This window comes from Bacteroides mediterraneensis (assembly GCF_900128455.1).
In the GTDB taxonomy this organism is placed as follows: Bacteria; Bacteroidota; Bacteroidia; order Bacteroidales; family Bacteroidaceae; genus Phocaeicola; species Phocaeicola mediterraneensis.
On record NZ_LT635783.1, the window covers coordinates 1,819,599 to 1,832,430 of the forward strand.

Genomic DNA, 12,832 nt, shown 5'->3' on the forward strand with positions numbered 1-12,832 from the left:
TCTCATTTTTAACTTTTAACTTTTACTTTTTAATTTGCGACAGGTCGCGGCTGAGTTTCATCGCACAGAAGTTCGGACCACACATGGTGCAGTACTCGCCGTCGGTGTGACGTCCCTCGTTGAAGTATTCCAGCGCACGGTCGGGGTCGAGGCTCAGGTGGAACTGGTCGCGCCAGCGGAACTCGTAGCGGGCCTTGCTCAGGGCATTGTCGCGGATTTGTGCGCCCGGATGACCTTTGGCCAGGTCGGCCGCATGGGCGGCAATCTTGTAGGTGATGACACCCGTACGCACGTCTTCACGGTTGGGCAGACCCAGGTGTTCCTTCGGGGTGACGTAGCACAGCATGGCCGTACCCAGCCAGCCGATTTGTGCGGCACCGATGGCCGAGGTGATGTGGTCGTATCCCGGGGCGATGTCGGTCACCAGCGGGCCGAGGGTGTAGAACGGCGCGTTGTGGCAGTGGCTGATCTGACGCTCCATGTTCTCGCGGATTTTGTGCAAGGGCACGTGTCCCGGACCTTCGATGAAGGCCTGCACGTTCTTCGCCCACGCACGGGTCACCAGCTCGCCCATCGTGTCGAGTTCGGCAAACTGTGCCTCGTCGTTGGCGTCTGCGATACAGCCCGGACGCAACCCGTCGCCCAATGACACGGCCACGTCATACTGTGCCAGGATATCGCAGATGTCGTCGAAGTGCTCGTAGAGGAACGATTCCTGGTCATGGATGAGGCACCACTTGCTCATGATGCTTCCGCCGCGGCTCACGATGCCGCACAGACGCTTGTCGGCCAGGTGCACGTTGTGACGGCGGATACCGGCATGGATGGTGAAGTAGTCCACTCCCTGCTCGCACTGCTCGATGAGGGTGTCGCGGTAGATTTCCCATGTCAGGTCTTCTACCTTGCCGTTCACCTTCTCCAGTGCCTGGTAGATGGGCACGGTGCCCACCGGTACCGGACAGTTGCGCACAATCCATTCGCGTGTCTCGTGGATGTTGGCACCCGTCGACAGGTCCATCAGCGTGTCGCCGCCCCATTTGCAGCTCCACACGGCCTTGTCCACTTCCTCGTCGATGCTCGACGTGGTGGCCGAGTTGCCGATGTTGGTATTGATTTTCACCAGGAAGTTGCGGCCGATGATCATCGGTTCCGATTCCGGGTGGTTGATGTTGGCAGGCAGCACGGCCCGTCCGGCGGCAATCTCATCGCGCACGAATTCCGGCGTGATGTAGGTGTCGATGCCCAGCTCCTTGCAGTTCATGTTCTCGCGGATGGCTACGTATTCCATTTCCGGGGTGATGATGCCCTGTTTGGCGTAGTACATCTGCGTGCAGCTGTGGCCTTCCTTGGCACGGTAGGGCAGGGCGATGTGCTCAAAGCGCAGGTGGTCGAGCGAGTGGTCGTCGCGGCGCATCTTGCCGTATTCCGAGGTGATGGACGGCAGCTGTTCCACGTCGCCGCGGGAAGTAATCCAGCTCTCGCGCATGCGCGGCAGTCCTTTCTTCAGGTCAATCTGGATGTTCGGGTCGCTGAACGGGCCGCTGGTGTCGTACACGTACACCGGGTCGTTGGGGGTCATTACCTTCTTCCCGTCGACTACGGTCACCGTGGGGGTGAGGTTCACTTTCTGCATGCCTACCTTGATGAAGGGGAATAAGGTGCCCTGCATGTAGGCTTTTTCGGCATGGGCGTATGCTTTTTGGTCTTTTTCTTTTTCCATATAAATCGGGTTTGTTTGCGGGTAGAGGAAAGGCCCCTACCGGTTGATAAAATCAGGATTTACTCATTCAAGAAAGAAGTGAGGGGAGAGGAAGCGGAAGCCACCAGGTTGTCGGCCTGCACGCCCAGTCCGGCTTCGTAGGCACGGCGTCCGGCGATGACGGCCTCCTTGAAGGCGATGGCCATTTCCACCGGGTTTCCGGCAACGGCGATGGCGGTGTTCACCAGACAGGCGTCGGCACCCATCTCCATGGCTTCAGCGGCATGGCTCGGAGCTCCGATACCGGCATCCACTACCACCGGCACGTTGCTCTGCTCGATGATGATGCGCAGGAAGTCGCGGGTTTGCAATCCCTTGTTCGTACCGATGGGGGCAGCCAGCGGCATCACCGTAGCGGCTCCGGCTTCTTCCAGACGCTTGCAGAGGGTCGGGTCGGCCTGGCAGTAGGGCAATACCACGAAACCGAGTTTTACGAGCTCTTCCGTAGCCTTCAGGGTCTCGGTAGAGTCGGGCAACAGGTAGCGCGGGTCGGGGTGGATTTCCAGTTTCAGCCAGTTGGTGCCGAAGGCTTCGCGGGCCATCTGTGCAGCGAACACGGCTTCTTCTGCGGTACGCACGCCGGAGGTGTTCGGAAGGAGTTGGATATGCGGGTGGATGATATGTTTCAGCATGTCGTCTTCCTTGTTCTCAAGTTCGATGCGTTTCATGGCGACGGTCACCATCTGGGTGCCGGAAGCGAGAATGGCTTCTTCCATGACTTGGTTGGAGTTGAATTTTCCTGTTCCCAGGAACAAGCGGGAGTCGAATTCTTTTCCCGCAATCATTAGTTTCTTCATTGTTCTATATATGTTTTTGGTTTGCTTTCCTTTTACTTTTTCTTTTTGGCGGCAAAAAGAAAAAGGTAACAAAAAGAAAAACCGCCGTCTGCAGTTTCAAGGCGGCTGCGAGGCTTCGCCCGGCGGAAGCGCAGGAACTCGCTTCGCTCAAACAGCCTGCGCTTCTTTTCGCCGTGCTCCGCTTCTCCGCTTTTCGCCTTGAAACTGAGGACGGGATTTTTTCGCTGGCTTGCTCTTCGCTCTTCGCCCTTTGGGCGAAATCGCTGTGTGGGGAGGTGGGGCTTTTGCTTTCTTTCTTTCTTTCTTTCTTTCTTGCTCCGCTTTTTGCTTTGGCCTTCCTTTTGGGCGAAATCGCTGTGTGGGGAGGTGGGGCTTTTGCTTGCGCTTCTGTTTCTTGCTCCGCTTTTTGCTTTGGCCTTCCCTTTGGGCGAAATCGCTGTGTGGGGAGGTGGGGCTTTTGCTTTCTTTCTTTCTTTCTTGCTCCGCTTTTTGCTTTGGCCTTCCTTTTGGGCGAAATTGCTGGGAGAAGGTTGGGCTTTTTCCTCTCGTTGCGCGAAGAATACTCGTTCTGCGCTCTACGTTGAGATAAAACCGGTTGGTTGCAGTGCTTTATGCTCCGTGGGGAGGGGGAATGAGCTTGTGGCTTGCGTTCCTTGGCGAGCATGAATGGCTTTTCCGCTGTTCTTCTTCAGAGATGAATCCAATGCGTTAAGCGCAACCCATCGGAATCAAAAAATAAAAGTCAGTCGTTTTTTAACTGTTAACTTTTACCTTTTAACTCCTCGATGATTCTCCTCGTTTCTTCCACCGGATTCTCTGCCCGCAGGATGGTGCCGCTCAGGGCGATGCCGGTGACACCGGTCTGTAGGATGTCGGGGATGTCGTCCAGGGTGATGCCCCCGATGGCGACGATGGGCAGGTGGATGCCTTCCGCCTTCATTTGCTGTACGATGGAACGGTAGCCTTCGAGGCCGAGGATGGGGCTGAGCTTCTCTTTGGTGGTGGTAAAGCGGAAGGGGCCGCAACCGATGTAGTCGGCACCGGCTTCATAGTGGGCCCGTACGTCGTCGAACGTGTTGGCGGTGCCCCCGATGAGGAAGTCCCTGCCCAGGATTTTCCGCGCTTCGGCTATCGGCATGTCGTTCTTGCCCAGGTGCACCCCGTCGGCCTTCAGCTTGCGCACCAGTTCCACCCGGTCGTCAATGAGGAAGGTGGCCCCGTACGTGCGGCACAGTTTCTGTACCTCCACGGCCACGGCTTCCGTCTCTTCGTCGGAGGCATGCTTCATGCGCAGCTGTACCCAGCGGCAACCCCCTTCGAGGGCCATGCGGGCCGAGTCAAGATACGAATACGTGTCGGTGAAATGCGTGATGAACTGCAGTTTGAAATGATTCATGTCCATGGCCTCATCCTCCACAAGCGGCTTTGATGATGACCAGACTGTCGCCCTCCTTCAGGACGGTGTGTTCCCATTCCGCACGCGGAATCATGCGGTTATGCAGCGCGATGGCCACTCCCTGTGCCGGAAGCTCCAGTTGCTGTGCCAGTGCGGCAATGTGCTGACCTTGTGTAAGTTCAGTCTCTTTGTTGTTTACCAGTACTTTCATAATCGTTCAGTGTTAGCGTAAACCAAAGAGGCGGGTCCCGAAAGGGAAAAGAAAAATGGAGGCCGGAATCAACAATCCCTTCGTCGGTATTAACCGCATCAGGTTCGTAGGGTATAATCTCAGCCCGGACGCATCCTTGGGGCACCCCTTTGTCTACTTTCTGGCAAAGGTAACGAAAACTTTGAAACGGCGGACAGCTGCCGTGCCTTTTTTACCTTTTTTTGCAGGCAATCAACGGTGCTCCCTGAACAGCTGCACCTTCACGCCGAACGAGAGGCGGAGAATGTCGCGCAGCGAGAGACTCTTGTTGGTCACCTTGCTGATGAGGTATAGCTCGCAGGTGCTCAGCTCGTAGAAGAGGGAGATGTGGCGCACCAGCTCGTGGCGGGGACTGAATCCGAACCGTTGCCCCACGAAGAGGTAGGGCCGCATCTTGGTACTGAAGTTGTAGTATTTGTTGGGATAGCGTCCCGGCTCCTTCTTCCAGAACTCCTCGCCCGCAATGGTCGTGAGGTAGAGTCCGCAGTAAAAGGGTTCCGCCATCCAGTGCTCCTTGAAGCAGATGCTCCAGGGAATGTAGTTCTGCTTTACGGTGAAGGTGAGCCGGAACTTCTCGGCATATTTCGACGGGAGAAAACCCACGAGAAAGTCCGTTTCCCACTGGCAGCGGCGTCCGTAGTCCCAGCCTACACCCACCGAGTTGAGTCCCATCCCTCCGGCGTACTGCCATTTCAGGTGAGTGGGTTTCAGGCGTTCCCATCCTTCATAGCGCAGGTGCGTGCGCTGGTCCCACCGCCTTTCCCTGACGTTCGGAGCGACAGAGTCATTCTGTGCCTGCAAGGGCAGGAGCGTCATCGCGGCCACTCCTCCCACCAGTATCCCTTTAAAAATCGACCACTTCATACGCATAGCCGTCGGCATTAAGAGTGAATAACAGGTAGGCACGCTTCTTGGCACAGGTACATTCGTAGTACAGGATGCCGTCGTCGAAGAAGTCATCCACACTGAGGTTATGTCCGTGGCCGTAGACACAGAACTGCAAGCCGGGCATCTGCCGCAGGTAATACTCGAAATACTCCGCCAGGTTGTTGTTGAACTGCTCGGAGAAGGGGCCCGCATGCATGGCCACCACGGTCTTTTCCACCCCCTCGGGCACATTGTCGATTTCATCGCGGATATACTGGATGTTGGGTACAGCCGACGAGTTGTCGAACTCCAGGGCGTTGGTGTTCAGGCAGAGAAACCTTACGTTGCCGGCAGTGAAGGCAAAATCCTCCGAGCCGAAAATCTTGCGGTACACGTCGAGTCCCGTAGCCAGACAGTCGTGGTTGCCCAGCAGACAGACGTAAGGCACGTTCAGTCCGTTGAGAATGTCGCGCTGCTTCTCGAACTCCAGCTTCAGGCCGAAGTCGGACAAGTCGCCCGTGTGGACCACGAAGTCCAGATCGCCCCGCCGGTTCAGTGCCTCCACGGCATCCTCCGTCTCGTCGTACCAGCGCTGCGTGTCGCTGATTACGGCAAACCGTATCTCGTCTTTCCCCCAGGTAGCCTCCTCGATTTGTTCGATGTGGCGGCGGTTCACGTCCGTCTCCCCGTCAATGTCCAGGTCGTACGGATGATATTCAATCATGTCGCATCCTCCCAGCAGCAAGGCCCAGAGGCAGCCGTATATCAGCCGGAAGTGCAGGCGGAAACGAGGGGAGAGTGTCGGATAAGTACGCATAAGCAATTCATTTTATATGTGCAAAGGTAAGCCACAAATGCGGTTTGTCCGTTTTTCAGAAAGTCGGATTTTCTGTCCTGAAAGTCGGTATTTCCCTTGTAAAGAACATTTTGCACACTTATCCGGCAGTTCGGGGGAGGCTTTTCAGCCCCTCCCTGTGAAGTCTGGCGGGAGCCGTTCCGGTTACCACTTCACCGGCTCCTGCAGAATCTGTCCGTCGGTGGCATCCTGCGCCGTGAACGCGTTCGCCTTGTACTGCACGCAAATCATCACCAGCGGTTCCGTACCATTGTTTCGCACCGAGCGCTTGCCTTCGGGAGCCACGCGCACCACGCTTCCTTCCGCCACGGGGAATACCTTCCCGTCCACCTGAAATTCACCCTTTCCGCTCACGAAGATATACAGTTCCTCGTGCGTCTGGTGCGTGTGAAGGAAACCGGTTTCCTTTCCCGGGGCGAACGACTGGAACGAGATTTCCGCGCCCGTGGCCTGCAACGCCTGTCCCATGAACACCTTTCCCTGGATTTCCATCCCCGGAGCTACCGGCAATACATACTCGCTCAACTCGCTGAATGAACCTGTGGATACGGCGGAAAAATGTGCGCCTGCTGCAATTTGCTGAATCTGTTTCATAGTGTAACTGTTTTAATGATTTCACCGGCAAAGTTGCCATCTTCTTTCCGCTCCTGCAAGAAGGCACCTCCCCGTAAGTAGGTTACCGCGAGGTTACCAATGTTCACTACGAGCTGGTTACGTCCGGCAGATTTAGGCTTTTTTTGCAGAGGGTATCCTCCATCGTCTGCCGCCCCGAAAAAATCCCAATTTTTAGGTATTTCAAATCCGCGCCGGAAGCCGTTTCTTTGCCATGTCAAATCAAACATGTAGCATAATATGAAGAAAACAGGTATTTTTTATGGCTCCACCACCGGCACCACTGAGTCGGTGGCCCGCCTGATAGCAGACAAGCTGGGCATTGCCCCGGCAGACGTACACGAAGTGACCAAGCTCGATACGGCTCTGGCCGAAAGTTACGACGCCCTGATTCTGGGCACCTCCACCTGGGGCGAAGGCGAGTTGCAGGACGACTGGTACGACGGATTCAAGGTGCTGCAAGGCGCCCATCTCTCCGGCAAGATAGTGGCTCTCTTCGGCTGTGGCGATTCCGAATCTTATTCCGACACCTTCTGCGACGCCATGGGTCTCCTCTATGAAGGCCTGAAAGACAGCGGCTGCACCTTCGTGGGTGCCGTGGACGATAGCGATTACACCTATTCCGCCTCCGTGGCCGCAGCCGACGGAAAGTTCGTGGGACTGGCCCTCGACGACGTGAACGAAAGCGACCGGACCGACGACCGTGTGAGTGCATGGGCCGCACAGCTCCAAGCCGAACTGGCCTAAGGAAATTTCCCACAATCTCTCTTCTAAATCCGTAACCTATGATGACCCCTGATATTCATCCCGTGGAACTGAAAGTCTTTCTCAACCACATCTATGAGCTGAAGAAAGGCGTGCGACAGATGGTGCTGTACACCACGAACAAACGCTACGAAGATTTTGCCGTGAAACGCCTGCGAAGCCAGCGCATCCAGTTTGTGATTCAGCCGGTGGACGACGAGCGCATCAATCTCTTTTTCGGCAAGGCAGAGTGCATCGACGCCATCCGCCTGATGGTGACACGCCCCCTGAACCGCCTCACACCCGAAGAGGATTTCATCTTGGGGGCCATGCTGGGTTATGACATCTGTGCCCAGTGCAAGCGCTATTGCACCCGCAAGGCACGGAAAATGGGAGCCTGACCGGGCTCCCATTCTTTCTTAATTTCCTCTGTACGTAGAATATCCGTAAGGCGAAAGCGTGATGGGCACGTGGTAGTGCTTGCCGTCCTTGATTTCGAACACCACCTCGATGAAGGGGTAGAACGACGGTTGCTGCAACCGCTCGAAGTAGGGCGCCACGTGATACGTCAGGCGGTAGATACCCTTGTGGGCATCCGTTCCCTCCAGAAAATCCTTCACCCGTCCGTTCTCGTCCGTCAGTTTCTCTTCCAGCAATGCCCAGGTCTTGCCGTCGGGCTGAAGTTGCGAGAGACTGATTTTCACACCCGCCGCAGGCTGTCCCTGCTGGATGTCCAGAATGTGGCTCGAAAGTTGGTACGTCTTTTCCTGTGCGAAGCCCACCAGGCTCCACACCAGCAGACAGAAAGTCCAGAATAGTTTCTTCATGATTTTTTTCAGTAAAGGGGTTAAACAAGATTCAAACAAGATTGTAACGGTTACAAATATGGCGATTTTCCTTCTTTCCGCCAAGTTTCCCCTCTCGATGCTCTGCCGATTTTGAGGTTATTAACTAAACTCCTGCCGTGCGTGTGCCGTTTCGCTTGTATTTTTGCGCCATGAAATACATCTACCTGCCCCTCGGATTCCTGTCGCTGGCCCTAGGCCTTGCCGGCATCTTTCTGCCCGTGCTGCCCACCACACCCTTTCTGCTGCTGTCGGCCGCCCTCTTTTTCCGCAGCTCGCCGAGAGCCTATCAGTGGCTGATGAACCACCGTCTGCTGGGTCCCTACATCCGCGATTTCCGGGAGTCGCGTGCCATCCCCCTGCGTGCCAAGGTGATTGCCCTGAGCCTGCTGTGGCTCACCTCCCTGCACTGCATCTTCCTGGTGTTCGATGCCCTCTGGCTCAAGGCGATGATGCTCGCTGTGGCCGTGGGAGTGACCCTTTATCTCTGTTCCTTCAAAACCAAACGAAATGACTGATACCCTTTCTTTCTGCGGACGCGAGGAAGCCGCCGCTCGCATGAACCGCTTCGGAGGCGAAGGCCGTCCGTTCTTTTTCCTGATAGACTACGCCGGCGAGCAATGCTTGGTGGAAGAACCCCACCGCCTGCCGCCCTCGGAACTGCTGTTCGCCTTTCCGGGCGCCACGAACGTGCCGGAGGAGGACCGCCGCACCCCGTATCCCGCCACCTTCCGCTGGGACTCCCGCCCGATGTCGTTTGCAGCCTACTGCCGCGGGTTCGACCTCGTACACCGTCACCTGCATGGCGGCAACTCCTTCCTGGTGAACTACACCTGCGCCACCCCCGTCGACACCGACCTCACCCTGCGGCAGGTGTTCGACCACGCCCGCGCCCCCTACAAGCTCTGGCTGCACCGCCGCTTCGTGGTCTTCTCGCCCGAAACCTTCGTGCGGATAGTCGACGGCTTCATCTATTCCCATCCCATGAAGGGCACGATGGATGCCACGCTGCCCGCCGCCCGCGAACGCCTGCTGTCCGACCCGAAGGAAGCCGCCGAGCACGCCACCGTCATCGACCTCATCCGCAACGACCTGAGCCGCTTCGCCACCGAAGTGACCGTGACCCGCTACCGCTACCTCGACGAGCTGCACACCCATCGCGGACCCCTGCTCCAGATGAGCTCCGAAATCCGCGGCCGCCTGCCCGAAGACTATCCCTCACGGCTGGGCGACCTCTTCTTCAGCCTCCTACCCGCAGGGTCCATCACCGGCGCCCCGAAGCCCCGCACCGTGCAGATTATCCGCGAAGCCGAGACCCACGACCGCGGTTTCTACACCGGCGTGACCGGCTACTTCGACGGACGCCACCTGGACAGCGCCGTGCTCATCCGCTTCCTGGAACAGCAGTCCGACGGCACGAAGCAGTTCAAGAGCGGGGGAGGCATCACCTTCCGCAGCGAAGCCCGAAACGAATACGAAGAAATGAAACAGAAAGTCTATGTGCCTCTTTATTGAAACCCTCCGCATTGAAGACGGCAAGGTGTGGCATGCCCCGCTGCACGACCGCCGCCTGAACGACACCCGCCGTGCCTTCTTCGGCCCCGTGCCCGACCTCCACGTGACGGATTTCCTCCGTCCGGAAGCCTACACGGAACGCACCCGCTGCCGCCTGACCTACGCCCGCGACGTGGTCCGCGTGGAATACTTTCCCTACCGCGTCCGCCCCGTACACCGTCTGCAACTCGTGGTGCGCGACGACCTCGACTACCGCTACAAACGGGCCGACCGCCGCGTGCTCGATGAAGCCTTCGCCCTCCGCGGCCAGGCCGACGACGTGCTCATCGTCCGCCACGGACTCCTCACCGACACCTCCATCGCCAACATCGCCCTCTGGGACGGATGCGAGTGGCACACCCCCGCGCATCCCCTGCTGGAAGGAACCCAGCGCCGCCACCTCCTCGACACCGGACAGATAAAAGAAACGGACATCCCGGCCGCCTCCCTCGGAAGCTACCGGCACATCCGTCTGTTCAACGCCCTGATTCCCTTCGGCGAGGTGGAACTCCCCGTGAGCCAGGTGCTGTATTGATATCCTTCGCGTCACTCCACCAGCTCGTAGCTGCTGATTTGAATCGGCATGTCGAGGTTGTGGAGCACCTTCTCCAGCATAATCCCCTCCAGGTTGTCGTATTCATAGCCGAACGTAGCCCGGATGCCCTGCAAGATGAACTGCGTGGCCCGGTCGAGCGCAATCGGCAGACTGTCGCCCTGCATCAGCGAGCCCGTAATGACACTCGTGAACGTGTCGCCCGTGCCCGGATAGTGCGCCGGCAGATACGGGCAAGTCACCTTCCAGTAACGGTCGCCGAAGCGGTTGTACGCATAGACCGACGTCGAGCGCGGGTCACCGCTCACCGGCACGCTCGTGGCAATCACGATGGCCGGTCCCTGGTCCGACAGCGTCTTCAGCGCCTGCTTCAGTTCCGCATCCGTCAGCTCCTCCCGGAACGGCATGTCCAGCAAGTAGTACAATTCCGTCAGGTTTGGTGTGATGACATCCGCCAGCCGGATCAGCTTCCGCATCTCCGTCACCATCTCCTCGGTGATGCCCTTGTAGAGATGCCCGTTGTCGCCCAGTACCGGGTCGACCACCACCATGTCGTTCTCGCCGCGGAACTTCTGGATGAACTCCTCCACAATCTGCGCCTGTTGCGGCGAGCCCAGGTAGCCCGTGTAGAACGTGTCGAAGTGCACGTTCATCTTCTCCCAGTGCGCGATGATGTGCTTCATCTCCTCCGTCAGGTCGAGGAAGGAGTAGGAAGGGTACTGCGTGTGCGTGGACAGCACCGCCGTGGGCAGCGGACACACCTGAAATCCCATGGACGAGAGTACCGGGATGACCGCCATCAGCGATACGTGGCCCACCCCCGACAGGTCGTGTACGGCGGCCACCTTCTTCACCTGATTTTTCAGGAAACCTCCCGTCCGTTGAGGCGTTTCCGTCGGTGCCGTCGGCTTTTTCTTCTTGTACTTCCGTTCCTTTTCCCAGGCCGCTTTCCGTGCCTGATACGCTTCATATTGTCGTTCAATGTAATTGTCTGCCATAGTTTTGTGAATTTACAATTACAAAGGACGCTACTTTTTATGGAACGAGCAAACTTTTTCGTGCATTTTGTAGGATGGGGAGAGGAAAAACGAAGGCTTGCTCCGGGGGGAATCCGGGGCCTTGTAGCGGATTTCTGGGTTGATTCCGATTAGTGTAGTTTGGTTTCTTTTTGCTGCTTGTGTCGGGATTTAGGTGGCTTTCTGATTTTGTTTTTGTGGGGATTTCCTAGGGAATTTAGAGAGGAAACCCCTTTCAGAAGGCTTCTGGAGGGGGTAGCTGGGGTGCGAAATGGAGAGGTTTGGGGGAATCTGGCGGCAGGTCCTTCTTGTTTTAAGGGATTTTGGGGCGGAAAACGGGCTTGCGTTTTAGGTGAAACGCCTTTGCGTTTGGAAGCAAACTCTTCGGCGTTTGGAGTGAAACGCACTTGCGTTTGGGGGAAAACGTACTTGCGTTTTGGGGTGTATGGGTTTTGAGAGGGGGGGTGCGGATGTTGGGTGGATTTGGATGGCTGTTTGGGTGGGGGTGTTTTCTAGTTGGTGGAGTTTGATGGATTGTTTTGGATTGTCTTTTTGAGGGGTTTGCTTTGGACTTTTGTGAGCGGTGGTGCTGGAATTGCTTTTTTGCTTGCTTTTAGTGTGGGTGTTTGTGTGATTGTATTGCTTTTTGAATTTTGATAAGCGGTTCTGCTTGCGGATTTTGAGCGGATGGGCGGCGGGGCGAGAAAAGAAAGTGGTTTTGGAGAGGGAGTGGGGGATGGTGACATTTTGGTAGGAGTGACATCCTGGTGGATGGTGGGAAAAATATAACGAAGATTTTCTATGGAAGTATCTCTGAGTGCATTAAAAATCCTCATCAGCATGCTTTCTGATATGCAGATGAGGATTGAATTTTTTATTTGAATCAGTTATCCTTGTTGATAATCCGGCCAAGGAATGTATCCGTATATGTGTGATTGATGTTTAGGCGAATAGGATGATAGTCGGGTAGACTTTCTAAAAATTCCAGTTCGAAGACTAGTCTTGGAGCTTTGTCGTTGCTTTCAGGGTGGATTTCTAATTCTATAATATCAGTTGGCGGTATTTGTCAGAAGTGCTTTACTACATGTTTAAAACGTGGAGGAGTGTTTCCACTTTATGCTATAGTCATGATGCTTAAGGGCTTTTCAAGTGTATCAGGACAAGATGTTGCACTTTCAGAAAAAGCTTTTTACACAAATCAATGCTAATTATAGTATGTTGATATCTTTAATAAGCATCTGTACATTTGTAAATAAATAGGGTATAAATTAAAAGTGAATGAAGGAGCAATGGACAAAGAGCCTATTTTACTTTTATTTGGACATAATGTGCAAAAATATCGAAAAGAATTAGGGCTATCTCAAGAAAGACTTGCAGAGCTAGCTGGTGTACATCGCACTTATATAGGAATGGTTGAACGTGCTGAAAAGAATATCACACTTTGTAACATTGAGAAGATTGCTAAAGCACTTAATGTTGAAATCAAAGATCTGTTTTAATATGGCTACTATTCATACTGTTAAAATTATTGAGAATACTCGTGCAGACTACAGCCACACTTTGACTAAGTTGTAAATAGCTTT

17 protein-coding genes and 1 riboswitch are annotated in these 12,832 nt (G+C 55.4%); of the genes, 7 read left to right on the forward strand and 10 right to left on the reverse strand.

Annotated elements, in window-relative coordinates; translation table 11 throughout:
- Positions 1–22 precede the first annotated feature (22 nt).
- Complete coding sequence (thiC, locus tag BQ7480_RS07375) at positions 23–1,720, reverse strand: phosphomethylpyrimidine synthase ThiC (protein WP_072542339.1); 1,698 nt, start codon at positions 1,718–1,720, stop codon at positions 23–25.
- Positions 1,721–1,779: 59 nt separating this feature from the next.
- A complete protein-coding gene (locus BQ7480_RS07380; protein ID WP_072542340.1) occupies positions 1,780–2,556 on the reverse strand; it encodes a thiazole synthase in 777 nt (258 codons plus the stop codon).
- On the opposite strand from BQ7480_RS07380, the gene BQ7480_RS18150 reads away from it, so the two are divergent.
- Positions 2,556–3,140: a hypothetical protein gene (locus tag BQ7480_RS18150; RefSeq protein WP_072542341.1), complete on the forward strand. Its 585-nt coding sequence runs from the start codon at positions 2,556–2,558 to the stop codon at positions 3,138–3,140. The genes BQ7480_RS07380 and BQ7480_RS18150 overlap by 1 nt on opposite strands.
- A gap of 176 nt (positions 3,141–3,316) precedes the next feature.
- Here BQ7480_RS18150 and BQ7480_RS07390 read toward each other — a convergent pair whose 3' ends face one another.
- From BQ7480_RS07390 to BQ7480_RS07415, 6 genes are all read right to left on the reverse strand, one after another.
- The gene (locus BQ7480_RS07390) at positions 3,317–3,952 is read right to left on the reverse strand and encodes a thiamine phosphate synthase (protein WP_394332651.1); all 636 of its coding nucleotides are present in this window, start codon (positions 3,950–3,952) and stop codon (positions 3,317–3,319) included.
- Between the two features lie 10 nt (positions 3,953–3,962).
- Entirely contained in the window at positions 3,963–4,163 is a 201-nt protein-coding gene (gene thiS, locus BQ7480_RS07395) for a sulfur carrier protein ThiS (RefSeq protein WP_072542343.1), read from the reverse strand.
- Between the two features lie 58 nt (positions 4,164–4,221).
- Positions 4,222–4,322: riboswitch (TPP riboswitch) on the reverse strand.
- A gap of 72 nt (positions 4,323–4,394) precedes the next feature.
- Entirely contained in the window at positions 4,395–5,066 is a 672-nt protein-coding gene (locus tag BQ7480_RS07400) for a hypothetical protein (RefSeq protein WP_072543945.1), read from the reverse strand.
- Positions 5,047–5,793 carry a metallophosphoesterase family protein gene (locus BQ7480_RS07405; RefSeq protein ID WP_083581882.1) on the reverse strand — a complete coding sequence of 249 codons (747 nt, stop codon included), beginning with the start codon at positions 5,791–5,793 and terminating at the stop codon, positions 5,047–5,049. The genes BQ7480_RS07400 and BQ7480_RS07405 overlap by 20 nt, the downstream gene beginning before the upstream one ends.
- 276 nt (positions 5,794–6,069) lie before the next feature.
- A complete protein-coding gene (locus tag BQ7480_RS07410; protein WP_072542345.1) occupies positions 6,070–6,519 on the reverse strand; it encodes a cupin domain-containing protein in 450 nt (149 codons plus the stop codon).
- On the reverse strand, positions 6,516–6,767 hold the full coding sequence (locus BQ7480_RS07415; RefSeq protein ID WP_072542346.1) for a hypothetical protein: 252 nt from the start codon (positions 6,765–6,767) through the stop codon (positions 6,516–6,518). The genes BQ7480_RS07410 and BQ7480_RS07415 overlap by 4 nt, the downstream gene beginning before the upstream one ends.
- A gap of 10 nt (positions 6,768–6,777) precedes the next feature.
- On the opposite strand from BQ7480_RS07415, the gene fldA reads away from it, so the two are divergent.
- Positions 6,778–7,284, forward strand: coding sequence for a flavodoxin FldA (gene fldA / locus BQ7480_RS07420; RefSeq protein WP_072542347.1), 507 nt, complete (start codon positions 6,778–6,780; stop codon positions 7,282–7,284).
- Between the two features lie 38 nt (positions 7,285–7,322).
- Entirely contained in the window at positions 7,323–7,682 is a 360-nt protein-coding gene (locus BQ7480_RS07425; protein ID WP_072542348.1) for a DUF2023 family protein, read from the forward strand.
- Positions 7,683–7,700: 18 nt separating this feature from the next.
- On the opposite strand, the gene uraH is transcribed toward BQ7480_RS07425, so the two are convergent.
- The gene (gene uraH / locus BQ7480_RS07430) at positions 7,701–8,108 is read right to left on the reverse strand and encodes a hydroxyisourate hydrolase (protein WP_072542349.1); all 408 of its coding nucleotides are present in this window, start codon (positions 8,106–8,108) and stop codon (positions 7,701–7,703) included.
- A 170-nt stretch (positions 8,109–8,278) separates the two neighbouring features.
- On the opposite strand from uraH, the gene BQ7480_RS07435 reads away from it, so the two are divergent.
- Genes BQ7480_RS07435 through BQ7480_RS07445 form a run of 3 tightly spaced genes read left to right on the forward strand, consistent with a single transcriptional unit; the run spans position 8,279 to position 10,215 of the window.
- Positions 8,279–8,644, forward strand: a complete 366-nt coding sequence (locus BQ7480_RS07435) for a YbaN family protein (RefSeq protein WP_072542350.1) — start codon at positions 8,279–8,281, stop codon at positions 8,642–8,644.
- Positions 8,637–9,641, forward strand: a complete 1,005-nt coding sequence (locus tag BQ7480_RS07440; RefSeq protein WP_072542351.1) for an aminodeoxychorismate synthase component I — start codon at positions 8,637–8,639, stop codon at positions 9,639–9,641. Before BQ7480_RS07435 ends, BQ7480_RS07440 begins: the two co-directional genes overlap by 8 nt.
- A complete protein-coding gene (locus tag BQ7480_RS07445) occupies positions 9,625–10,215 on the forward strand; it encodes an aminotransferase class IV family protein (protein WP_072542352.1) in 591 nt (196 codons plus the stop codon). Before BQ7480_RS07440 ends, BQ7480_RS07445 begins: the two co-directional genes overlap by 17 nt.
- 11 nt (positions 10,216–10,226) lie before the next feature.
- On the opposite strand, the gene BQ7480_RS07450 is transcribed toward BQ7480_RS07445, so the two are convergent.
- Positions 10,227–11,231 (reverse strand): pyridoxamine kinase, encoded by a 1,005-nt coding sequence (locus BQ7480_RS07450; protein ID WP_235816651.1) that lies wholly within the window; start codon positions 11,229–11,231, stop codon positions 10,227–10,229.
- A gap of 1,307 nt (positions 11,232–12,538) precedes the next feature.
- On the opposite strand from BQ7480_RS07450, the gene BQ7480_RS07460 reads away from it, so the two are divergent.
- Positions 12,539–12,748 carry a helix-turn-helix domain-containing protein gene (locus BQ7480_RS07460; protein WP_072543947.1) on the forward strand — a complete coding sequence of 70 codons (210 nt, stop codon included), beginning with the start codon at positions 12,539–12,541 and terminating at the stop codon, positions 12,746–12,748.
- The last annotated feature ends 84 nt before the right edge of the window (positions 12,749–12,832 follow it).